A 23576-nucleotide genomic window follows, 5' to 3' on the forward strand; every position below is an offset into this window, starting at 1 on the left:
GAGCAGAAAGGAAGAGAAAAATGGACCGGATTTCCTGGAACCAGTATTTTTTGGCGCAAAGCCATTTATTATCCTGGCGGAGCACTTGTTCAAGGCTTGCGGTTGGGGCGACGATCGTCAGGGATAAAAGAATTATCGCAGGCGGCTACAACGGATCGATCGCGGGGGACGAACACTGCATTGACAAAGGCTGCTACGTGATTGATGGACATTGCGTGCGGACCATCCACGCGGAGATGAATGCGATTTTGCAATGTGCAAAGTTCGGGGTGGCAACAAACGGCGCGGATCTTTATGTGACTCATTACCCGTGCCTGCACTGTACGAAAGCAATTATTCAGGCAGGGATTCAAAACGTGTACTATGCCCAAGATTACCGGGTACATCCGTATGCAAAGGAGCTTTTTGAAAAAGCGGGGGTGCATGTCGAACATGTCCCGTTCCATCCGGAAACGCTCGATATCCGGGCGAAAGAAAAAGCCAAACTGGTGGAGAAATTATTCATGATTGCAAAGGACCACGGGGCGGAAGCGGCAGAACTGGAGGAATTGCAGCAAATGGCGGCGGCATTATTTGCAGGCACTTATCAAGAAACGGAAACGGGATCCGTTCCGAAAGCGTAACACGGTGATGGTGTGAAAGGCAACTGGCTGTTCGCCGCGCTCGCCACGTTAAGCGGCATCCTGATTGGCCTTCACGCGCCGCTGCTTCTGGTTCTTTCGGCCCATTTGGTTTGGATCCGGATTTTCCTGGCCCGAAACCGGCCTTTGCTCCTTTTGTCCGCTGTTTTTTACGGGTTGGGGTTTTTGAGCGGTACCTTTCAGACAGTTGCGTATGATACAAAGTTTCATGCCGGCAGTGCCCGGATGCCCGTCCGCTTCAGCGATTATCCGCGTATCGACGGGAACGCGATCAAGGGAAAGGCGGAAACCGGGAAAGAAACGTTTATGTTAACGTATTACGCTGGGAACGAAGCAGAACTGGAATCTTTGAAACAAACCTTATCCCCCGGAACGGTTTGCATGGCTCAAGGGGAACTGGAAGCCCCTGAGCCAAACCGCAACCCGTCTACATTTAACTACCGCACCTATTTGGCTCATCAGCATATCCGCTGGATTTTAAAAGCGGACCGGCTTTCCGCGTGCAACAGCCCGCCACAGCATCTGCTCGGTTTCTTGAAAAAAATCCGCCACCACTTCCTGCTTCAAATTCAAAAAACATTTCCGGAAAAATCCGTACCGTATGCAGAAGCGCTTTTATTTGGCGAGCAAACAGACTTTGATGACGATGTTTACCAGCTGTACCAGCGGCTTGGCGTCGTCCATCTGCTTGCCATTTCCGGGCTTCACGTGCAGCTCGTTGCCGGGTTTTGCTACTATTTGTTCATCCGGCTCGGGATGACAAGGGAACGTGCCGCCGTTTGTTTACTGGGGGTGATGCCGGTTTATGCGGTATTATGCGGCATGAACCCGCCAGTTGTCCGGTCGGCGGCGATGACGATGCTGCTTGTGCTGGCTGGGCAAAAAAAACTGCCAATCGGGCCGCTCGATGCTTTGTCCATCTGTTTCATTTTGTATGGGTTAAAAAATGCAAATATCGTGTATAATATCGGATTCCAGCTCTCTTTTGCCGTTTGCGCCGCACTGCTTCTTTCAGGGCCTCTTTTAGAGCGGTTCCGGGGCCCGTTGCAAAAAGGGCTCGCAATCTCGTTCATTTCCCAGCTTGCGGCCCTCCCCATCCTTTCTTATTCATTTTACGCGTTTTCTATTGCGGGGCTTGTTGCCAATCTTTTTTATGTGCCGCTTTATACGTATGTTTTGCTCCCGCTTGCTGCGCTTGCCTTTGTTTCAGAATGGGCGCCGCCGCTGTTTTCCATCTTTGCCACGTGTTTTGACGGGCTTGTAACGCTGTCGGAAAAAACGGGGGAAGCGTTCGACGGCCGCTGGTCCACGCTCGTTACCGGGAGGCCGCCATACTGGGGATTGATCCTGATGACAGGTGCGGGATTTTATGGTTTGGTGGCGATGGAAAACGGCAAGAAAACGATCCGGGCTGTCCTGCCACTTTTTTCTGTGCTTTTGCTCCTCCTTGCGGCAAACAGATATCCGCTTTTCGGTAAAATCACCTTTATTGACGTCGGGCAGGGGGATAGTATTTTAATCCGGCTGCCGCTTTCAAGGGGGACGTATTTGATTGACACAGGAGGGACCGTCCAGTTTCCGGAACCGGCATGGAAAAAAAGGGAGCATCCGTTTGAAACCGGCAAAGATATTGTGGTGCCATTTCTAAAAAGCCAGGGGATTACAACGATTGATAAGCTGATTTTAACGCACAGCGACGAGGACCATATTGGCGGCGCAACGGCGGTGATCACGTCTCTCCGCGTCAAAGAAATCGATATCTCGCCCCATTCATGGGAAAAACCGCTGATGCAGAAGGTGCTCGCTTGTGCCCGACAGAAAAAAATCCCGGTATATGAAATGAAAAGTGGGAACGGATGGCAAAACAAATCGGGCGTATTTCAATATCTTTCGCCGTTTGACGAAACGTATGAGGGGAATAATGACTCGCTTGTCCTTTATGCGAAAACAGGGGGAAAGACGTGGCTGTTTACCGGAGACCTTGAGCAGGAAGGAGAAGAAAAACTCGTGGCGGCTTATCCGGATATCCACATTGACGTACTAAAAGCCGGGCATCACGGCAGCAAAACTTCGACAAGCGAAACGCTCATCCAAAAGTATCATCCGCGGATCGCCGTCATTTCTGTCGGAAAGCATAACCGTTTCGGGCATCCATCTCCGGAAGTGGTCAAACGGCTCAGCGAAAACGGGGTATTCATATTCCGGACGGATGAGGACGGGGCGGTGCAATACCGCTTTTTCAAAGAAAAGGGAACCTTTTCTACCGTCCTCCCATAATATACATTAATTAAGGAACCGTCCGGAATGGCTTCGGCACTGCCCGGAGCGGGGCTATCTGCCAATGATGTCTGCTGCGGTGGCAATGATAAATATCAGCGCAAAAAACAAAAAAGAGATCAGAAAACCTGCTCCGGCATCGGCAACATCGTTCGTTTTTGACTGGACATCCTGCTCGAATTCATTCATCCAAATCCCTCCCTGTTTTTTGATTATATAATAATTTCAGAACGATTTCCACCGTTTTGGATGGAGTTGTCATTCATAGATATCCGGCTGCGTGTGACAATAAGGGTACGGGTCCACCGTTAACGGAAAAGCTTCCCGGGACTGTTCCGTTAACGTTTATATAGATAAAGGGGATTTTACGGATCCCCTTTTCCATTTGTTTTCTACTTGCAACCATGCGCCCGTTCTCTTAACATAGGGAGTAAGAAAGGTTTGGGAGCGGAACAGAATGGATGAATTATGGAAAAAGATTGAACGCGGGCAATTTTCCCCGCTTTATTTATTGTACGGCGCAGAAGATTATTTCATTCAAAAAACGAAACAAAAGTTGCTGGATCATGCGCTCACTCCGGAAGAGGCAGATTTTAATTATGCTTCGTATGACCTGGAGGAAGTGCCGGTCGAGACAGCGGTCGAAGATGCGGAGACATTCCCTTTTATGGGGGAGAGACGGCTCGTGATTGCGCACCATCCGTTTTTTTTGACTGCTGAAAAGCAAAAACAGAAAGTGGAACACCAGCTGGACAAGCTGGAAGCATACGTGAAATCTCCCGCCCCTTACACGGTTTTTGTGCTGGTTGCGCCTTATGAAAAACTGGATGAACGGAAAAAACTGGTGAAATTGATCAAAAAGCAGGCCGCAACTTTCCAGGCAAAAAAATTAAATGAAAGGGAGCTTGAAGGGTGGCTTGTTTCCCGCGCCGCTGAAGAAGGCTGCCGGATTGACAGGAAGGCTGCGGAACACTTGATTTCGCTTGCCGGAACCAATATGATTGCGCTCGATCATGAAATAAACAAGCTGGCCCTGTATGCCGGAAGCGGTAATGAAATTACAGATGGAATGGTGGAATTGCTGACGGCACGGTCGCTTGAGCAAAATGTATTTGAACTTGTCGAAAAAGTGGTTCACCGCCGCATTGATGAGGCGCTCCGGATCTATTATGACCTTTTAAAGCTCAATGAAGAGCCGATTAAAATATTGGCGCTCCTTGCCGGCCAGTTCCGGCTCATCTACCAGACGAAAGAGTTGGCAAGGCGCGGCTATGGCCAGCAGCAAATCGCGTCTTATTTAAAAGTGCATCCATACAGAGTAAAACTGGCGGCGGGGCAGGCGGGGCTTTTTTCCGCGGATGAACTGAACCGGATCATGGCGCTGCTTGCCGATAGCGACTACCAGATGAAATCGGGCGGGCTGAAAAAAGAAATGATCATTGAAATGTTTTTGTTTCAACTGCATGAAATGAAGGCAAAATAAAAAAGACGCGGATTGCGCGTCTTTTTTATTTTGGTGCGTTACGCCAGTTCGGATAATTTTTTCATCAGGCGTGATTTTTGGCGGCTTGCCGCATTTTTATGGATAAGGCCTTTAGATGCAGCTTTATCAAGGCGTTTCACCGCATCGACTAAAAGTGCTTTTGCGTTTTCGTCGTTGTTTTCAACCGCCGCTTCAAACTTTTTCACTGCCGTGCGCATGGCGGATTTTGCCGCTGTATTTTGAGCATAGTTTTTTTCGTTCACTTTTACGCGTTTAATCGCAGATTTAATGTTTGGCACCCGTTTCACCTCCTACGAGCAAACTTAGTTTGGCTCGTCCACTTTCACTTTAGAACAAATGATATTGTAACAAATGGAAGACAAGATTGCAATACATACAGCCGGAATTTGCACAAAACGAATGGTCTGGCTGGAATGGGGAAAAACAAGGATAAAGGAAACGGCCAAAAGGAGGAAGAAGAACAAATGGATCTCAGTGTTTATTCCGTCCGCACAGATTTAGCGATTGAAGCGCGTGATCTTGCAGTGGAAGAGAAAGTGAAGAACCGGGAAAGCGAAGAACTGGAAGGCGTAACGGTGGAAGAACGGACCGTAAACGATATAAAGGTGACGACGGTTCAAATTTCCAAAAAAGGGGAAAAAGTCATCGGAAAAAAGGCCGGGAATTATTTGACGATTGAAATGCAGGGCATCCGCAGCGGGGATATGGACATCCAGCAAAAGGTGGAAGAATTGTTTGCACTTGAGTTTAATCAATATTTGAAACATTTAAATATTGGTCCGGAGGCGAGCTGCCTTGTTGTCGGGCTCGGCAACTGGAATGTGACGCCTGATGCGCTCGGCCCGCTTGTTTGCGAAAAAGTGCTCGTCACCCGCCATCTGTTTAAAATCGAGCCGGAAAATGTTGAATCGCGCTACAGGCCGGTGAGTGCGCTTGCCCCGGGGGTTATGGGGCTGACCGGAATCGAAACGAGCGATATTATATTCGGCGTCAGTGAAAAATCGAAACCGGATTTTATTATTGTCGTCGATGCACTCGCATCCCGTTCGCTGGAAAGGGTGAATGCCACGATCCAGATCTCGGATACAGGCATTCAACCGGGATCCGGTGTCGGCAACAAGCGGAAAGAATTGTCGAAAGAAACGCTCGGTGTGCCGGTAATTGCGATCGGCGTTCCGACAGTGGTGGACGCCGTGACGATTACGAGCGACGCGATCGATTTTCTTTTAAAACATTTTGGCAAAGAAATGAAAGAATCAGGCCGGCCTTCACGGGCGCTTGCACCGGCAGGGCTTTCGTTCGGGGAAAAGCGGAGGCTAACGGAAGAAGATCTGCCGGGAAGTGAAGCACGGAAAATGTTTATGGGAATTGTCGGCAATCTGGATGAACAGGAAAAGCGGAAACTGATTCACGAAGTGCTCGCGCCGCTCGGCCATAACTTAATGGTGACGCCAAAAGAAGTGGACATTTTTATGGAAGATATGGCAAATCTTCTGGCGAGCGGGCTAAATGCGGCGCTCCACCCCCATGTGAACCAGGAAAATACCGGTTTTAAGACGAGGTAAGTTGCAGGCGCTCCGCCATAGCCCGAGGGCGCCCCCGCTTTTCGGTGTTCTATTCTTCCATGAGATTCATAGAATGTAATAGAATCGATTGGAAAGGGTGGGACGATGAAAAGCGGCAGGCATTCCAGCCATTTTTTTATATTGAATCTGACCAGTGTGATACGCCTAATCTCTATAATCATCCTGTCCCTCGTGCTTGTTGTCATCTTAATTGGCACATTGACGTCGTTGAAGCCGGGATACCGGGTTTCCTCTTCGGCTGTCAATGAAGCCGCAAAGCATCTTTCAAGCAAAACATTGTACAAGTACCTGCTGTCGGACAGCCAGCTGCTTGTACACCATTTTCCGGATACGGACGAGCGGCCGGTCGGAAATCTCGTGTTTGAAATGCTCACCAACATCCGCTTTGAAGACCCGCGCAGCTTTCTCGGGCGTGAACTGCCGGGATTTGAAATCTTTGACAGCAAAATCCTTGTTGCCGGAGACGGCGCTGACTATACGAATATGCCGATTGAATCCGTCCCGCCTGACAGCGCCTTGCAATCGAAAGATCCGGCCACACAAAATACGGAAAAAATCGAGGAAAATGGCGGATCGGACGATGCAAAACAGCGGCCCGGGCGGACAACGGGCGGCAAGAAACGGGTGTTGATTTATTTTACCCATACACATGAATCCTATCTGCCGTATTTAAAAGGCGTCACGAATCCCGACCTTGCCCAGCATTCGAAGATCAACGTAACAAAAGTCGGGGCGAGGCTCGCGCAGGATCTCGAGGACAAGGGAATTGGCGCAGAGGCGAATACGACTGATGTGTTGAAGCTACTTGAGAAAAACCATATGCAGTATTACCAGTCTTACCAAGGATCGCGCACCGTCGTCGAATCGGCGATGAAAAACGACCGCGACCTTCAATATTTTATTGACATCCACCGCGATTCGAGAAGAAAAAAAGATACGACCGTTACCATCAATGGAAAATCGTATGCAAAAATTGCTTTTGTGATCGGCGGGGAAAACCCGAACTGGGAAAAGAATGCAAAGCTGGCTGAGGATTTGCATAACTTGATCAAAAAGAAGTATAAAAACCTGTCAAGGGGTGTCATTTTGAAGAAAGGGGCGTCAACCAACGGAAAATTCAACCAGGATTTATCGGGAAATGCTTTTCTCATTGAAGTCGGCGGCGTGGATAATACTTTTGAAGAAATGTACCGGACGATGGATGTTTTTGCCGATGTGTTCGCTGGGTATTACTGGCAGGCGGACAGTGTAAACGGCGCCGGGAGCGGACAATCAGGAAACCGTTAGCCGTCTGAACAGGCGGTTCTTTTTTTTGGCGAGGCGCGGCTGATCATTTTTCGTTGAAGTCGCGCTTTCCTGCTGATATAATCAGAAATAGTGTACATGTGCCGAATACAGGAGTGAAGGTAAATGATGAACCGTGAAGAAAAATTAGACAGGCAGAGGAGGATCCGCAACTTTTCCATTATTGCCCATATCGACCATGGCAAATCGACTTTGGCCGACCGCATTCTGGAAAAGACCCATGCGCTGAGCGAGCGCGAAATGAAGGACCAGCTCCTCGATTCGATGGAACTGGAACGGGAACGCGGAATTACGATCAAATTAAATGCCGTCCGGCTGAACTATAAAGCAAATGACGGGGAAGAATACATTTTCCATTTGATTGATACCCCGGGACATGTAGACTTTACATACGAAGTGTCACGCAGCCTTGCCGCCTGTGAAGGAGCGGTGCTCGTTGTCGATGCCGCGCAAGGGGTCGAGGCGCAAACGCTTGCAAATGTTTATCTTGCATTGGATAACAATCTTGAAATTATCCCGGTCATCAATAAAATTGACCTGCCTTCCGCCGATCCGGAACGCGTCCAGCAGGAAATAGAGGATGTGATCGGCCTTGATGCATCGGAAGCCGTTCTTGCTTCCGCTAAAGCCGGGATCGGGATTGAAGATATTCTTGAACAGGTTGTCGAAAAAGTACCGGCGCCTGAGGGGGATCCGGATGCCCCGCTGAAGGCGCTTATTTTTGACTCGCTGTATGATTCGTACCGCGGCGTGATTGCCTATATCCGTGTAATGGAGGGCTCTGTCAGAGTCGGGGATAAGATTAAACTGATGTCAACCGGCAAGGAATTTGAAGTGACAGCGCTTGGCGTAAGCACCCCGAAACCGTTGTACATAGACGAATTAACTGTCGGCGATGTCGGATTTTTAACGGCATCGATTAAAAATGTAAAAGACACGCGCGTCGGCGATACGATTACAAGCGCTGAAAATCCTGCAAAAGAGGCGCTTCCCGGTTACCGGCGGATGAATCCGATGGTTTACTGCGGCCTGTACCCGGTAGACAGCGCGAAATTCAATGATTTGCGGGATGCCCTTGAAAAGCTGGAGTTAAATGATTCGTCGCTGCAATATGAGCCGGAAACATCGCAGGCGCTCGGTTTTGGTTTCCGTTGCGGTTTTCTCGGGCTCCTGCATATGGAAATCATCCAAGAACGGCTTGAACGCGAATTCAACATTGATCTGATTACGACCGCGCCAAGCGTCATTTATAAAACTAAACTGACGGACGGCAGTGAAGTGACGGTTGATAATCCGGCGAATTTGCCGGAACCGCAGAAAATCGAATATATCGAAGAGCCGTACGTGCGCGCGTCCATTATGGTTCCGAACGATTATGTCGGCGCAGTGATGGAAATTGCCCAGGCAAAACGCGGCAATTTTATCGATATGCAGTACCTCGATGATATCCGTGTCAATGTCATTTATGAAATCCCGCTCTCTGAGATTGTATACGACTTTTTTGACCAGCTGAAATCGAGTACAAAAGGGTATGCTTCCTTTGATTACGAATTGATCGGCTACAAACAGTCCAATCTCGTAAAAATGGATATTTTACTGAATGGGGAAAAAGTGGACGCCCTCAGTTTCATCGTCCACCGCGACTTTGCGTACGAGCGCGGCAAGACGATTGTCGAAAGATTAAAAGAACTCATCCCGCGTCAGCAGTTTGAAGTGCCAGTACAGGCGGCAGTCGGCCAGAAAATTATTGCGCGTTCCAATATTAAAGCATTGCGCAAAAACGTGCTTTCAAAATGTTACGGCGGGGACATTTCCCGGAAACGGAAACTGCTTGAAAAGCAAAAAGAAGGTAAGAAAAGGATGAAGCAGGTCGGTTCTGTTGAAATCCCGCAGGAAGCGTTTATGGCTGTGCTGAAAATGGACGAGACCCCGAAAAAATAACCGGGGGCGGGTAGGGAGCGGATTGGCGGCTGTCCGCGCGCTCCTTTTCCCCGGGGCATGCCCGTGATGAAAACAAATAAGGTTGTGATGCAATGAAAGCCGCATATATTCATGTTCCATTTTGTGAACATATTTGTTATTACTGCGATTTCAATAAATTTTTGTTAAAAGGCCAGCCGGTGGATGAATACATTGAGATGCTGCTGGAAGAAATGCGGATCAAAACGGCTGAAGCCCCTTGTGAAAAGCTGAGCACGGTCTTTGTCGGAGGTGGCACGCCGACCGCGCTGAATGAGCGGCAGCTTGAAAAACTGCTTGCCGCAATCCGCACGATCCTGCCTTATGACGGGGACGGGGAGTTTACATTTGAAGCCAATCCCGGGGAAACGTCAGAAGAGAAGCTACGCCTTCTGCATGACTACGGTGTCAACCGGCTGAGTTTCGGCGTCCAGTCGTTCAATGACCGGCTGCTTGAGAAAATCGGACGGACCCACCGCCGGGAAGATGTCTACCGGACGATCAGCCATGCGAGAAAGATCGGTTTTTCCAATATCAGCATGGATTTGATGTTCGCGCTTCCCGGGCAGACGCTTGAAGATTTCCGCGAAACGCTTGACGAAGCCTTGTCGATGGGGCTGCCGCATTATTCAAGTTATTCGCTGATCATTGAGCCGAAGACGATTTTTTACAATCTGCTGCGGAAAGGAAAACTCCGCCTGCCGTCACAAGATGCGGAAGCGGATATGTACAGCATGTTAATGGACGAGATGGAAAAGCACGGCCTAAAGCAGTATGAGATCAGCAATTTTGCCACACCCGGCTATGAAAGCCGCCACAATCTCGTCTATTGGAATAATGAAGAATATTTCGGTTTCGGCGCCGGCGCCCATGGGTATGAAAAAGGTGTCCGCCTGTCCAATTACGGCGCATTGAAAAAATATATCGGCATGCTCCGGGACGGGTGCCTCCCTGTTATGGAAACACATACAGAGACAAAAAAAGAAAAAATGGAAGAAGAAATGTTTCTCGGGCTCAGAAAAAACGAAGGCGTCCGTTTCCGCCATTTCCGTGAAAAATTTGGAGTGGATATGAAAGAAGTTTTTGCAGGCGCGATCAAAGAAATGACAGAACGCGGGCTTCTTGAAGAAAAGGGCGGTTCTCTCCGGCTGACAAGGGAAGGGCGTTTTCTCGGCAATGAAGTCTTTGAAGCTTTTCTCCTCAGTTGACGCTTGATGTAAATATATTGACAACAACAGGGGATTTTGTTAATTTATTTATATAAATTAGCACTCGTTTATACGGAGTGCTAACAGGGGTGATGGAAGTTGTTAACTGATCGTCAGCTGTTGATTTTGCAAGTGATCATTGATGACTTTATTCGTTCCGCCCAGCCGGTAGGTTCCAGGACGCTTTCCAAGAAAAACGGCATTTCCTTCAGTTCCGCTACGATCCGGAATGAAATGGCAGATCTTGAGGAACTTGGGTTTATTGAAAAAACACATACGTCATCCGGCAGGGTACCTTCTGAAAAAGGGTACCGTTATTACGTCGATCATCTTCTGTCGCCACAAAAACTGGGACCGGCAGACATATCGCAGCTTCATTCGATTTTTGCCGAAAAAATAGACGAAATGGAAGAGCTTGTGAAAAAGTCTGCCCAAATCCTTTCCGAAATGACGAACTACACGGCGATTCTGCTTGGCCCGGAAGTCAAAGATACGAAACTGAAAAATATGCAGATCGTCCCGCTGAATGAAAAAACGGCGGTTGCCATTATGATTACCGATACCGGCCGCGTGGAGAACAAGACGATTTCGCTGCCGGAAGGATTCCGCCCGGGCGAACTTGAAAAAATGGTCAATATTTTTAACGAGCGGCTGGCCAATGTGCCGATTCCGGATTTAAGGGATAAAATATATAAAGAAGTCGCTGACATTTTGCGCAGCCATACTGAAAACTATGAATCGATCCTGAAGACCGTAATCAGCATGTTCAACGAAAACCGGCATGATAAAATTTTTGTCGGCGGGAAAGCCAATATTTTGAACCAGCCGGAGTTCCATGACCTTGAGAAAGTCCGTCCCCTTCTTGATATGATAGAACGGGAAGACAGTTTTTATGACCTGGTCAAACGCGTGCCGAGCGGCATTCACGTAAAAATCGGGAAAGAAAACCAGATTTCCGAGATGGCAGATTGCAGCATGATTACAGCCACCTATTCGATCGGTAACCAGCCGGTCGGCAAAATTGCAATTTTGGGCCCTACGCGCATGGAATATTCACGCGTCATCAGCATAGTGGATTTCTTGAGTAATGATATGACCAACGCCTTGACGAAACTGTATGACGGATAGGCAATACGGGCATATTGGGTAGGGAGGCTTAAAGCGCAAAAGCACATGCTTTAAGTCCTTTCTTACTGGACTTTTTTATGCCCGTCTCATTTTAAAGGGGGTGAACGCTCATGGCAGACGAACAAAACAAACGTGCTTCAGAAGAAGTGAAAGACGAACAAAAACGGGCTTCGGATGAAGTGAAAGAAGGACAAATTGAATCCGTTTTTGCGGAAGAAAAAGATACGGAAAATCAGCAGGCGCCGCCAGAGGGCGAAGGTAATGGAGCGGAAAAGGCGGAGAAGCCTGAAACCGAAAATGCCGCTGAAGAACTGAATAAAGCAAAAGAGGAGATTGAGAAATTGCGGAATGAGCTCGATCAGGCTGAAAACCGTTATCTCCGCCTGCGCGCAGATTTTGACAATTACAGGCGCCGCGTAAATCTGGACCGCGAAGCAGCCGAGAAATACAGGGCACAGGATCTGATTGTGAACCTGCTGCCGGCGCTTGACAATTTTGAACGCGCGCTGTCCATGGCTGAAAAAAATGAACATACGGCCCAGTTGCTGGACGGGATGGAAATGGTCTACCGCAGCATTTTGGAGGCGCTGAAAAAAGAAGGCGCAGAACCGATTGAAGCACTCGGGAAAGAATTCGACCCGCACTATCACCAGGCGATCATGCAGGGGCAGGAAGAAGGCACTGCGTCCAATGTTGTGATCGAGGAATTCCAAAAAGGGTACATTTTAAAAGACAGGGTGATCCGCCCGTCCATGGTGAAAGTGAACGAGTAACGCGCTTTACATAATTTTTAAGGGAGGCATTATCATGAGCAAAATTATCGGCATTGACTTAGGTACGACGAACTCATGTGTCGCAGTTTTGGAAGGCGGCGAACCGAAAGTCATTCCGAACCCGGAAGGAGGCAGGACAACACCGTCTGTTGTCGCTTTTAAAAACGGGGAACGCCAGGTAGGGGAAGTCGCCAAACGCCAGGCGATCACAAATCCGAATACGATTATCTCGATCAAACGCCATATGGGCACGACACACAAAGTCACGGCGGAAGGAAAAGAATATACGCCACAGGAAATTTCCGCCATGATTCTGCAATACTTGAAATCGTATGCGGAAGATTATCTGGGCGAAAAAGTCGAAAAAGCGGTCATTACGGTCCCTGCTTATTTCAATGATGCCCAGCGCCAAGCAACGAAAGACGCCGGGAAAATTGCCGGGCTTGAAGTCGAACGGATTATCAACGAACCGACTGCCGCAGCGCTGGCATACGGCCTTGATAAAACGGATGAAGACCAGACCATCCTTGTATTTGACCTTGGCGGTGGTACATTTGATGTTTCCATCCTTGAACTCGGCGACGGCGTCTTTGAAGTGCACGCGACAGCCGGTGACAACCATCTCGGCGGCGACGACTTCGACCAGGCGATCATCGATTACCTTGTCAGTGAATTTAAGAAAGAACACGGCATCGACCTGTCGAAAGACAAAATGGCGCTCCAGCGTTTAAAAGATGCGGCTGAAAAAGCGAAAAAAGATTTGTCAGGGGTCACTTCCACCCAAATCTCCCTGCCGTTTATTACAGCAGGGGAATCAGGCCCGCTCCACCTGGAAATGACGTTAACCCGTGCGAAATTCGACGAACTGACGGCAGACCTTGTTGAACGGACAATGGGCCCGACACGCCAGGCGTTGCAGGATGCAGGGCTCACGGCGAATGACATCGATAAAGTCATCTTAGTCGGTGGCTCGACCCGGATTCCGGCCGTTCAGGAAGCGATCCGCAAAGAAATCGGGAAAGAACCGCATAAAGGTGTCAACCCGGATGAAGTCGTGGCGATGGGTGCCGCAATCCAGGGCGGCGTATTGACCGGGGATGTGAAAGACGTCGTGCTTCTCGACGTTACGCCGCTGTCGCTCGGAATTGAAACAATGGGCGGCGTGTTCACGAAATTGATTGAGCGCAACACAACGATCCCGACTTCAAAATCGCAAATCTTTTCAACTGCAGCGGATAACCAGACAGCCGTTGACATTCATGTTCTGCAGGGCGAACGCCCGATGGCTGCCGACAACAAAACGCTCGGCCGTTTCCAATTGACCGATATTCCGCCGGCACCGCGCGGCATTCCGCAAATCGAAGTTACGTTTGATATTGATAAAAACGGGATTGTCAATGTCAGCGCAAAAGACCTTGGCACTGGCAAACAGCAAAAGATTACGATCAAATCGTCCACCACTTTGTCCGATGAAGAAATCGAACGGATGGTAAAAGAAGCGGAAGCGAACGCAGAAAAAGACAAGAAGCGCAAAGAAGAAGCGGAACTCCGCAATGAAGCCGACCAGCTTGTATTCACTGCTGAAAAAACATTGAAAGAACTGGAAGGAAAAGTGGACGCATCTGAAATTTCCAAAGCCGAAAAAGCAAAAGACGAATTAAAAGCGGCCATTGAGAAGAACGATCTCAATGAAATCAGGCAGAAAAAAGATGCGCTGCAGGAAATCGTCCAAGACTTGTCCGTCAAGCTGTATCAGCAGGCGGCACAACAGCAGCAAAACACGGATGCCGGGGGAGACGGAAAAAAAGATGACAATGTTGTCGACGCTGATTTTGAAGAAGTCGATGATAATAAAAAATAACGATAAAACAATATGGCCATTTTTCAATGAGTCAGAAAAAAAGTCAAAGTCTGGTCTATTCTCGGCTTTGACTTTTTTCTTATGCGAATGCTACAATTACCTTTATGTGAACGTTTCGGGAGTGAGAAGAAATGAGTAAACGGGATTACTATGAAGTGTTGGGCGTCGCGAAAGATGCATCGAAAGACGAGATAAAAAAAGCGTACCGCAAGCTTTCCAAAAAATACCACCCGGATATTAACAAAGCGCCTGATGCTGCAGAAAAATTCAAGGAAATCCAGGAAGCGTACGAAGTGTTGAGCGATGACCAGAAACGCGCTCAATATGACCAGTTTGGGCATGCAGGGCCGAACCAGGGCTTCGGGGGCGGAAACGGTTTTGGCGGATTCAGCAGCTCGGATTTTGACAGTTTCGGTTTTGAAGATATTTTCAGCACTTTCTTTGGCGGTGGCAGAAGAAATGACCCGAATGCGCCAAGGCAGGGGGCTGATTTGCAATATACGATGACGCTTGAATTTGAGGAAGCGGTGTTCGGGAAAGAGACGGACATCCGGATTCCGCGCGAGGAAACTTGTGACACCTGCCACGGAACCGGGGCAAAACCGGGAACGCATCCGAAAGAATGCCCGCACTGTCACGGAACCGGCCAGCTCAATACCGAGCAATCGACACCATTCGGTCGGATTGTAAACCGCAGGGTATGCCATTACTGCGGCGGTACAGGCAAGATCATTACAGACAAATGCAAAACTTGCGGTGGTACCGGAAGAGTGAAAAAGCGCCGCAAAATTCATGTCAAAATTCCGGCCGGCATCGATGACGGGCAGCAGCTCCGCGTTGCAGGCCAGGGTGAACCGGGCATAAACGGCGGACCGGCCGGCGACCTGTACATTATTTTCCATGTCCGGCCGCATGAACTGTTCGAACGGGACGGCGATGACATCTACTGCGAAATCCCGATTGCTTTTACCCAGGCTGCTTTAGGCGACGAAATCGAAGTGCCGACGTTGCACGGGAAAGTTAAATTAAAAATTCCGGCCGGCACACAATCCGGCACGAAATTCAGGCTGCGCGGGAAAGGCGTGCCAAACGTCCATGGGCACGGCACCGGCGACCAGCATGTCATCACGAGAATTGTCACCCCGACGAAGCTCACCGAACGGCAAAAACAACTATTGCGTGAATTCGCCGAAGTGAGCGGAGAGGTCCCGGATGAACAAAGCAGCAATTTTTTTGACAAAATGAAACGGGCATTTAAAGGGGACTAAACAGGAATGGAGTGAGGCGTTCATGAAATGGTCGGAAATTATGATTCACACCACGAATGAAGCGGTGGAGCCGATTTCGAATATTTTATATGAAGCGGGCGCCGGCGGGATTGTGATCGAGGACTCGGATGAGCTGCTGAAAGAGCACGACGACCAGTACGGTGAAATTTATGAACTGGATCCGGACGATTTTCCGGAAGAAGGGGTCATCATTAAAGCCTATCTGCCTGTGAACAGCTTTTTAGGTGAAACTGTCGAGGAAATTAAACAGGCGATTACCAATCTGACCACTTTTGATATTGATATCGGCCCGAACAAGGTGACGATCAGCGAAGTGCATGAAGAAGAATGGGCAACGGCATGGAAAAAATACTACAATCCCGTGAAAATATCCGAAAAATTTACGATTGTGCCGACGTGGGAAAATTATGAGCCGGTATCAAGCGATGAGCTGATCATTGAACTGGACCCCGGCATGGCGTTCGGCACCGGCACCCATCCGACCACGGTCATGTGCATTCAGGCATTGGAACGAACGGTAAAACCGGGCGACTCGGTGATGGATGTCGGCACCGGTTCCGGCGTGTTAAGCATTGCCAGCGCCATGCTTGGAGCAGAGCGGGTGCTTGCACTTGATCTGGACGAGGTGGCGGTTCGGGCGGCTACGCTCAATGTGAAACTCAATAAAGTCCAAAACCGGGTAACCGTCAAACAAAATGATCTGTTGAAGGGCGTAAACGAACAAGCCGATGTGATGGTGGCCAATATTCTTGCTGAAGTGATCGCCCGTTTTGCTGAAGACGCATTCGGACATGTCAAACCGGGCGGCCATTTTATTGCTTCCGGAATTATCCGGCAAAAAAAGGACCTTGTCGTGGACGCACTCACTTCTGCCGGCTTCATCATTGAAGAAACGATGGTCATGGAAGACTGGGTTGCGCTCATCGCAAAGCGCGGGTGATTGGCCATGCAGCGTTATTTTTTGGATCGGCCGTATCGCGGTGAGCAGGAAATCCGCCTGAGTGGCGAAAATTACCATCATATCGCGCGCGTCATGAGAATGTCCGTCGGAAGCCGCTTCTATGGTGTATTTTCAGATGAAAAGGTGTGCATTTGTGAAATCGGGGAGATTACAGGTGATGCCGTTGTGGCCCGGATTACCGGATGGGAAACCGCTGTAAAAGAGCTTCCGGTCCATGTGACGGTATCATGCGGACTCCCGAAAGCGGATAAACTGGAATGGATCATCCAAAAGGGAACAGAGCTCGGCGCCTTTCAATTTTTGCCTTTCCTTGCAGAAAGATCCGTTGTAAAATGGGACACAAAGAAAGAAGCAAAAAAACGCGAACGCTGGCAAAAGATTGCCCAGGAAGCCGCGGAACAGTCGCACCGCAGCCACTTGCCCGAAATCAGCCCCCCTGTTTCTTTCCAGCAGCTGATCGAAGAAAGCCATACATATCAATATAAGCTGGTTGCTTTTGAAGAAAATGCAAAAGAAGGGGAACAGCACCGGTTTGCGGAATTGTTGTCAAACATGTCGGAAGGCGGCAATGTACTGGCCGTTTTCGGGCCGGAAGGGGGCCTGTCCCTTGATGAAATCCGCAGGCTTGAAGCAGCCGGATTTGTATCCTGCGGCTTAGGTCCGCGTATTTTGCGGGCGGAGACGGCGCCTTTATATGTACTTTCTGCCATAAGTTACCATTTTGAATTAATGAGGTGAAGAGGATGTCAACCGTAGCATTCCATACATTAGGATGCAAAGTGAACCATTATGAGACGGAAGCCATGTGGCAGCTGTTTAAAAAAGCGGGCTATGAAAGAACCGACTTTGAAACGAATGCCGATGTCTACGTGATCAATACCTGCACGGTCACCAATACAGGAGACAAAAAGAGCCGCCAGGTCATCCGCCGGGCAGTCCGGCAAAACCCAGACGCCGTAGTTTGTGTGACCGGCTGTTATGCGCAAACATCGCCGGGCGAGATCCTCGAAATTCCCGGTGTCGATGTTGTTGTCGGCACACAGGACCGCACCAAAATGCTCGGGTATATTGAACAGTACCTGAAAGAGCGCAAACCGGTCAATGCTGTGAAAAATATTATGAAAAACCGTGTGTATGAAGAAATGGAAGTGCCGTATTTTACCGACCGGCACCGGGCTTCCTTGAAAATCCAGGAAGGCTGCAACAACTTCTGCACATTTTGCATCATCCCGTGGGCACGCGGCCTGATGCGGTCAAGAGATCCCGAAAAGGTCATCGCGCAAGCCCAAAAGCTTGTCAATGCAGGCTATAAAGAACTGGTTTTAACCGGCATTCATACGGGCGGCTACGGCCAGGACTTAAAAGATTACAATCTTGCAATGCTGCTAAAGGACCTGGAGGAAAAAGTGCAGGGGCTGAAACGCGTCCGCATTTCGTCCATTGAAGCCAGCCAGCTGACGGATGAAGTGATTGACGTGATTAAACATTCGAAAGTCGTTGTCCGCCATATGCATGTTCCGATCCAGTCCGGTTCTGACACGGTGCTGAAAAGAATGCGCCGAAAATATACGATGGACCAGTTCGCGGAACGGATTACCAAATTGAAAGAAGCATTGCCGGGTCTTGCACTGACTTCTGATGTCATCGTCGGCTTCCCGGGTGAAACGGAAGAAGAGTTTATGGAAACATACAATTTCATAAAAGAACACCGGTTTGCGGAACTCCATGTTTTCCCGTACTCGCCTAGGACAGGCACGCCTGCTGCCAGAATGAAGGACCAGATTGATGAAGAAATCAAAAATGAACGTGTCCATCGCATGATTGCATTAAGCGACCAGCTGGCAAAAGAATATGCATCCCAATTTGAAAACGAGGTGCTTGAAGTCATTCCGGAAGAGCCGTTCAAAGAAGATCCGGAAAGCGGGCTGTACGAAGGCTATACAGATAATTACCTGAAAGTCGTTTTCCCGGCCACCCCGGATATGGTTGGAAAACTCGTCAAAGTGAAAATTACAAAAGCCGGGTATCCTTATAATGAAGCACAGTTCGTCAGAGTGATGGACGATGTCATGCCGGCCGTAAACGAAGCCATGTAACGAAAAACAAGATGGGCCTGTTTGCCCGAAAAGGCGTGCCCGATATAAAGGCAGCCCCCCACAAACAGAATGGCGTTTAAGAGGCCGGGGCAGCTTTCGGATAAAATGCCCATCCTTTAAAGCATATGGCAAAAACAACCGGGCTTTGGGCCCGGTTGTTTATTTTTTTCCATGAAAAGCGATGATAAACCGGCCAAATCTTTCGGAAAAGGGCAAAACAGCCAGTGAGGATAGAAGATTAAACAATAGGCTTGCATGGGCAAGCTGCTGTTCCGGATTAGCCGACAGCATCCGGCAGGTGTCCGCGAGCACATGGAGGAAAGGCAAAAACACAAGCGCCCATCCGGCATTCAGCCAGACATGGGTAAATGCCGTCAGCCTTGCTTCCTCTCCGGCCCCGATGCTTGCCAGAAGACCGGTGATACATGTCCCAATATTGGCCCCGAGCATGATGCTAATCCCGGTTTCAAGCGGGAATACCCCGGCTGCAAGAAAACCCATCGCCATCCCGATCGTCACGGTGCTAGACTGGATCGCTGCAGAAAGCAAGATTCCGAGTAAGAAAGCGGACAAGAGGTGGGTATTTAAAACGGTAAACAAATGCTGGACAAAAGCGGTTTTTGATACCGGCACGGCAAGCTGCTCAAATCCGCGCATCGCCCCGAACACAAGCGAGAGGCCGAACAGAATCATCCCGGCGCTTTTGACGCGGCCTTTTCCGAAAAAATAGAAAACTGCCCCTGCCCCCAAAAAAGGCAGGCTCAAAGAGGAGAAGTCAAATGTCAGCAATTCAAGTGTGAAAGTCGTGCCAATATTTGTGCCCAAAATGATTCCGATCGATTGCGAAAACGTCAGCATTCCGGCAGAAACGAGCCCGACAGTGATGACCATCACGGCGGAGCTGCTTTGTAAAAGCGCCGTCAAAACCATCCCGAACAGCATCGCGGACAGCGGCCGGCCTGCCAGTTTTTTCAGCATGTTTCCGGCATGGCCGCCGGATAAGGCAAACAGCCCGGTCCGCAGCCGGTGAATGCCGAATAAAAACGTCACCGTTAACAAAAGAAATGAAAGTAAATAAAGCATGTCCTTCCCCCCGTATGATCATATGGAAAGGGGAGAAGGAACATGCCTTTTTATTTGGGAATTCATTTAATACAACACACGAAAATCACGGTACTGTTCTTGTTGCTGTAAATAGTCAATATCCATTCCGGTTACTTTTGCAAAGCGCGACGGCCCTTTTTTCAGCCCGCGGATAAATTGTTCCATCTCTTTTTTCTCGCCTTGCGCCATCACTTCGACAGTGCCATCGTCTTTGTTGCGGACCCACCCGCATATATTGTATTGTTTTGCCAAAAATTGGGTTTGGTAGCGGAAGCCGACGCCCTGCACCCTTCCTGAAACAATGATATGTAGCGTCTCCTGTTGATTCATCGTCTCCCTCCAATCGTATCCATCCATCTTTGATCTCTATTATACCAAAAGGAGGAACAGGCGGGGCAAATAAACAAAAGCCAAATCACGAAAGACAAGGCGCAAATGTTGACCGGTTATGGAGGATATTATATAATAATAAAGTGCACGGGTTGCTCAACCTGACATGTAACCGTTTGTGTTCGGAGGGAGGGAAAGAAATGTCTAAAACTGTCGTTCGAAAAAACGAGTCGCTTGATGATGCGCTTCGCCGCTTTAAACGTACTGTTTCGAAAACCGGAACTTTACAGGAATATAGAAAGCGCGAATTTTACGAAAAACCAAGCGTAAGACGCAAAAAGAAATCAGAAGCTGCTAGAAAAGCTGCTAAAAAACGTAAGTGGTAAGAGAGGGTGGAATGATGAGTCTTCTCGAGCGTTTAAATAGCGATATGAAGCAAGCGATGAAGAACAAAGATAAAGAAAGACTCTCCGTAATTCGTATGCTTAAGGCAGCTGTTCAAAACGAAGCGATCAGGCTCGGAAAAGACGGTTTGACGAATGATGAAGAGTTAACAGTCCTTTCTCGCGAAGTAAAGCAACGGAAAGACTCCCTCCAAGAATTTAAAAATGCAGGTCGCAGTGACCTTGTTGAAAAAGTCCAAAACGAATTGGCATATGTGAACGCATATTTGCCGGAGCAGCTTTCTGAAGACGAAGTGCGTGAAATTGTCCGGCAGACCATTGAAGAAGTGCATGCCGGGTCAAAAGCTGATTTCGGAAAAGTCATGGGAGCCGTCATGCCAAAAGTAAAAGGCAGAGCTGACGGTACGGTTGTGAGAAATATTGTGCAGCAGCAATTATCCTGACCTTTCTCATATAAGCCGGAAATCATTATGATTTCCGGCTTTTCGCTATGTTTTTTGCGCCTCTTTGCCGTATCCTTGAGCAGGAAACGAGGGTTTCCAAACGGCCCTGGACGTTTCGGACAAAAAAACTGCAAATAAAGTGATGAACCCCTTTTTTGTTTCATAAATATGAGATGAAAGGGGGTTCTTTTTATGGCAAAAAAATGGCGGCAGCATTTGCAAAACTGGATGTTACAAAAAATGGACCTTCCGCAGGATGTCATGATGGACCTTCCGAGAATCACGATGATCGGTCAAATCCATATTTATGTTGAGAACCACCGCGGCCTTTTGACTTTTTCCGATAAAGAAGTCCGGCTGCTTTTAAAAAACGGGCAGCTGTTAATCAAAGGCCGGTCTTTTGTCATCAAAACGATCTTGCCCGAAGAAATTTTACTGGAAGGCAAAATAGATGAAGTGTTGTATTTGAACGGATAGGGGTGGCTATGGTTGAAAAATCATTGGGTAACTTTTTTACAGGGGTCGGTGGCTGTAAAAATTGAGGGAAAAGGGATCGAACGTTTTATCAACCAGCTGACAAGGGCCGGCCTCGCTGTTTGGAATGTCAGGCGGCAGGGCACTATGGCCGTCACGTTCGAATTGCGCCTTTCAGACATTCACCAGCTCAGAAAAGCAGTAAGGGGACAAGATTTGCATGTCCGCTTTTTAAGGGGGCGCGGCGTTCCTTTTTTATGGAAAAGGACGCTGAAAAACGCCGGATTCCTGTTCGGTTTTTTTCTCTTTCTTGCCGTGATCACGGTGCTTTCCAACATGGTTTGGGGCGTGGAGATCAAAGGTGCAACACCAAAAACCGAGCACGAAATCCGCAAACAATTGGACAAACTGGGTATTCAAACAGGGCATTCACAGTTTTTTCTCGATGATATTGAAACCATCCAGCGCAAGCTGACAAACAATCTTCCGGACGTGACATGGGTCGGCGTGGAGCTGCGCGGGACAACCTATCATTTTACCGTTGTGGAGAAAAACATGCCGGAACCGGTGAAACATCCGGGCCCACAGCATCTTGTCGCTTCACAGAAAGCAGTGGTGGAAAATATGTTTGTTGAAAAAGGTAAGCCGGTTGTAAAAATTAACCAGTATGTGAAAAAAGGCCAGCTGCTTGTTTCCGGTGTCATTGGGAATGATAAAGAAAAATACCCTGTGGCAGCCAAAGGGAAAGTATACGGAAAAACGTGGTATAAAACGGCGGTTGAACTTCCGCTTTCCTCTCGTTTTCAAGTCTACACCGGCAATGCAGCCCAAAAATATTATATTGGAATCGGGTCGATGAAGCTGCACGTATGGGGCTTCCGGAACCCCCGTTTTAAACAGTACCGGACATCGGAAGAAGCAGAAAAAGTCAAGTTTTTAAAATGGACATTGCCGATCCGCTTTATCAGGGAAACGGTCCGTGAGAAAGAAGAGCGGGACAGAAATTATACCAAAAAAGAGGCCGAAGCAGAAGCAAAAAAATTAGCAAGGCAGGATTTGCACAAAAAACTGCCAAAAGAAGCAACCGTTACGGATGAATATGTTTTGCAAGAACATGTCCGCAATGGTACATTAAAAATGATGATTTATTATGAAGTAGTAGAAAATATCGCAATCGCAAAACCAATTGCTCAAGGAGACTTAGAATGACAGAAGAAAGTACGGCAAAACTTCAATTGGAGAATACAAACGAAGCAGTGCTTTTATTCGGCATTTCCGACCATCATTTGAAAATGCTTGAGGATGCCTACGGGGTCCACATCCTCACCCGCGGCGAAACGATCCAGGCAAGCGGCAAAGAAGATGCGGCACAAAGGGTGATCGCCGTCATGTCCGAACTGCTTGGTTTGATTAAAAAAGGCATCCCGATCAGCGGGCGCGATGTGCTTTACGCTGTCGAAATGGAAAAAAAGGGCCATCTTGAATATTTGGCAAGCCTGTACGAAGAAGAAATTGCCCGGAATGCGAAAGGGAAAGCGATCCGGATCAAGACATTCGGGCAGCGCGACTATATCCAGGCAATCCGCCATCATGACCTTGTGTTCGGCATCGGCCCGGCCGGAACGGGAAAAACGTATTTGGCCGTTGTCATGGCGGTAAATGCTTTAAAAAATGGCGAAGTAAAACGGATTATTTTAACCCGCCCGGCTGTTGAAGCGGGGGAAAGCCTCGGGTTTTTGCCGGGGGATTTGAAGGAAAAAGTCGATCCGTATTTGCGCCCGCTCTATGATGCATTAAACGATGTGCTCGGCGCGGAGCATACACAGCGCCTGATTGAAAGGGAAACAATCGAAATTGCCCCGCTTGCCTATATGCGCGGGCGCACGCTTGATGATGCGTTCGTCATTCTCGATGAAGCGCAGAATACGACACAGGCACAAATGAAAATGTTTCTAACGCGCCTCGGTTTTCACTCTAAAATGGTGATTACAGGGGACAGAACGCAGATTGACCTGCCAAAAGGCGCGGAATCCGGCCTTTTGACGGCTGAAAGAGTACTGGAGAAAGTCCGCGGCATTTCATTCGTCTATCTGGAAGAAAGTGATGTCGTTCGCCACCCGCTTGTTGCGAAAATTATCGAAGCTTATCAAAGCGCATAACCCGGGCCGTGGCACCCGGGTTGTTTTGCCATGCATTTTTTCCAGAAAACTGATATGATGGTACCGTTAAGAGC

23 protein-coding genes are annotated in these 23576 nt (G+C 48.6%); 19 read left to right on the forward strand and 4 right to left on the reverse strand.

Annotation, left to right across the window (positions count from 1 at the left end):
* Positions 1–20 precede the first annotated feature (20 nt).
* Both BCOA_RS31415 and BCOA_RS31420 read left to right on the forward strand, forming a co-directional pair.
* Complete coding sequence (locus BCOA_RS31415) at positions 21–623, forward strand: ComE operon protein 2 (RefSeq protein ID WP_014097959.1); 603 nt, start codon at positions 21–23, stop codon at positions 621–623.
* Positions 624–635: 12 nt separating this feature from the next.
* A complete protein-coding gene (locus tag BCOA_RS31420) occupies positions 636–2918 on the forward strand; it encodes a DNA internalization-related competence protein ComEC/Rec2 (protein WP_014097960.1) in 2283 nt (760 codons plus the stop codon).
* Positions 2919–2972: 54 nt separating this feature from the next.
* On the opposite strand, the gene BCOA_RS34845 is transcribed toward BCOA_RS31420, so the two are convergent.
* A complete protein-coding gene (locus BCOA_RS34845; protein ID WP_014097961.1) occupies positions 2973–3107 on the reverse strand; it encodes a YqzM family protein in 135 nt (44 codons plus the stop codon).
* Between the two features lie 268 nt (positions 3108–3375).
* Between BCOA_RS34845 and holA the strand changes: the two genes are divergently transcribed.
* Positions 3376–4401 (forward strand): DNA polymerase III subunit delta, encoded by a 1026-nt coding sequence (holA, locus tag BCOA_RS31430; RefSeq protein ID WP_014097962.1) that lies wholly within the window; start codon positions 3376–3378, stop codon positions 4399–4401.
* A gap of 38 nt (positions 4402–4439) precedes the next feature.
* Here holA and rpsT read toward each other — a convergent pair whose 3' ends face one another.
* Positions 4440–4700, reverse strand: a complete 261-nt coding sequence (gene rpsT / locus BCOA_RS31435; RefSeq protein WP_014097963.1) for a 30S ribosomal protein S20 — start codon at positions 4698–4700, stop codon at positions 4440–4442.
* A 135-nt stretch (positions 4701–4835) separates the two neighbouring features.
* Here rpsT and gpr point away from each other — a divergent pair, with 135 nt between their 5' ends.
* From gpr to mtaB, 11 genes are all read left to right on the forward strand, one after another.
* Entirely contained in the window at positions 4836–5987 is a 1152-nt protein-coding gene (gene gpr, locus BCOA_RS31440) for a GPR endopeptidase (protein ID WP_043052562.1), read from the forward strand.
* Positions 5988–6092: 105 nt separating this feature from the next.
* On the forward strand, positions 6093–7295 hold the full coding sequence (locus BCOA_RS31445) for a stage II sporulation protein P (RefSeq protein ID WP_014097965.1): 1203 nt from the start codon (positions 6093–6095) through the stop codon (positions 7293–7295).
* 126 nt (positions 7296–7421) lie between these two features.
* Entirely contained in the window at positions 7422–9254 is a 1833-nt protein-coding gene (gene lepA, locus BCOA_RS31450; protein ID WP_035199711.1) for a translation elongation factor 4, read from the forward strand.
* A 92-nt stretch (positions 9255–9346) separates the two neighbouring features.
* Positions 9347–10480, forward strand: coding sequence for a radical SAM family heme chaperone HemW (gene hemW / locus BCOA_RS31455; protein ID WP_014097967.1), 1134 nt, complete (start codon positions 9347–9349; stop codon positions 10478–10480).
* Between the two features lie 99 nt (positions 10481–10579).
* Positions 10580–11608 carry a heat-inducible transcriptional repressor HrcA gene (hrcA, locus tag BCOA_RS31460; RefSeq protein WP_014097968.1) on the forward strand — a complete coding sequence of 343 codons (1029 nt, stop codon included), beginning with the start codon at positions 10580–10582 and terminating at the stop codon, positions 11606–11608.
* A gap of 110 nt (positions 11609–11718) precedes the next feature.
* Positions 11719–12381, forward strand: coding sequence for a nucleotide exchange factor GrpE (grpE, locus tag BCOA_RS31465; protein WP_014097969.1), 663 nt, complete (start codon positions 11719–11721; stop codon positions 12379–12381).
* A gap of 34 nt (positions 12382–12415) precedes the next feature.
* Complete coding sequence (dnaK, locus tag BCOA_RS31470; protein ID WP_014097970.1) at positions 12416–14242, forward strand: molecular chaperone DnaK; 1827 nt, start codon at positions 12416–12418, stop codon at positions 14240–14242.
* A 131-nt stretch (positions 14243–14373) separates the two neighbouring features.
* Complete coding sequence (gene dnaJ, locus BCOA_RS31475) at positions 14374–15510, forward strand: molecular chaperone DnaJ (protein ID WP_014097971.1); 1137 nt, start codon at positions 14374–14376, stop codon at positions 15508–15510.
* Positions 15511–15532: 22 nt separating this feature from the next.
* Positions 15533–16471 carry a 50S ribosomal protein L11 methyltransferase gene (prmA, locus tag BCOA_RS31480; RefSeq protein WP_014097972.1) on the forward strand — a complete coding sequence of 313 codons (939 nt, stop codon included), beginning with the start codon at positions 15533–15535 and terminating at the stop codon, positions 16469–16471.
* 6 nt (positions 16472–16477) lie between these two features.
* The gene (locus BCOA_RS31485) at positions 16478–17230 is read left to right on the forward strand and encodes a 16S rRNA (uracil(1498)-N(3))-methyltransferase (protein WP_014097973.1); all 753 of its coding nucleotides are present in this window, start codon (positions 16478–16480) and stop codon (positions 17228–17230) included.
* A gap of 5 nt (positions 17231–17235) precedes the next feature.
* A complete protein-coding gene (mtaB, locus tag BCOA_RS31490; protein ID WP_014097974.1) occupies positions 17236–18588 on the forward strand; it encodes a tRNA (N(6)-L-threonylcarbamoyladenosine(37)-C(2))-methylthiotransferase MtaB in 1353 nt (450 codons plus the stop codon).
* Between the two features lie 159 nt (positions 18589–18747).
* Here the strand turns inward: mtaB and BCOA_RS31495 are convergent, their stop codons facing one another.
* Both BCOA_RS31495 and BCOA_RS31500 read right to left on the reverse strand, forming a co-directional pair.
* Entirely contained in the window at positions 18748–19671 is a 924-nt protein-coding gene (locus BCOA_RS31495; protein ID WP_014097975.1) for a Na/Pi symporter, read from the reverse strand.
* Between the two features lie 66 nt (positions 19672–19737).
* Entirely contained in the window at positions 19738–20022 is a 285-nt protein-coding gene (locus tag BCOA_RS31500) for an acylphosphatase (RefSeq protein WP_014097976.1), read from the reverse strand.
* A gap of 200 nt (positions 20023–20222) precedes the next feature.
* Between BCOA_RS31500 and rpsU the strand changes: the two genes are divergently transcribed.
* The 5 genes from rpsU to BCOA_RS31525 all read left to right on the forward strand — a co-directional run bounded on the left by rpsU (position 20223) and on the right by BCOA_RS31525 (position 23502).
* Positions 20223–20408 (forward strand): 30S ribosomal protein S21, encoded by a 186-nt coding sequence (rpsU, locus tag BCOA_RS31505; RefSeq protein WP_014097977.1) that lies wholly within the window; start codon positions 20223–20225, stop codon positions 20406–20408.
* A gap of 14 nt (positions 20409–20422) precedes the next feature.
* On the forward strand, positions 20423–20869 hold the full coding sequence (locus tag BCOA_RS31510; RefSeq protein ID WP_026104524.1) for a GatB/YqeY domain-containing protein: 447 nt from the start codon (positions 20423–20425) through the stop codon (positions 20867–20869).
* A gap of 192 nt (positions 20870–21061) precedes the next feature.
* Positions 21062–21346 (forward strand): sporulation protein YqfC, encoded by a 285-nt coding sequence (gene yqfC, locus BCOA_RS31515; protein WP_014097979.1) that lies wholly within the window; start codon positions 21062–21064, stop codon positions 21344–21346.
* Positions 21347–21358: 12 nt separating this feature from the next.
* Positions 21359–22552: a sporulation protein YqfD gene (gene yqfD, locus BCOA_RS31520; RefSeq protein WP_014097980.1), complete on the forward strand. Its 1194-nt coding sequence runs from the start codon at positions 21359–21361 to the stop codon at positions 22550–22552.
* Positions 22549–23502 carry a PhoH family protein gene (locus BCOA_RS31525; RefSeq protein WP_014097981.1) on the forward strand — a complete coding sequence of 318 codons (954 nt, stop codon included), beginning with the start codon at positions 22549–22551 and terminating at the stop codon, positions 23500–23502. The genes yqfD and BCOA_RS31525 overlap by 4 nt, the downstream gene beginning before the upstream one ends.
* Positions 23503–23576: the final 74 nt, after the last annotated feature.

It is taken from the genome of Heyndrickxia coagulans 36D1, from assembly GCF_000169195.2.
GTDB lineage: Bacteria > Bacillota > Bacilli > Bacillales > Bacillaceae_C > Weizmannia > Weizmannia faecalis.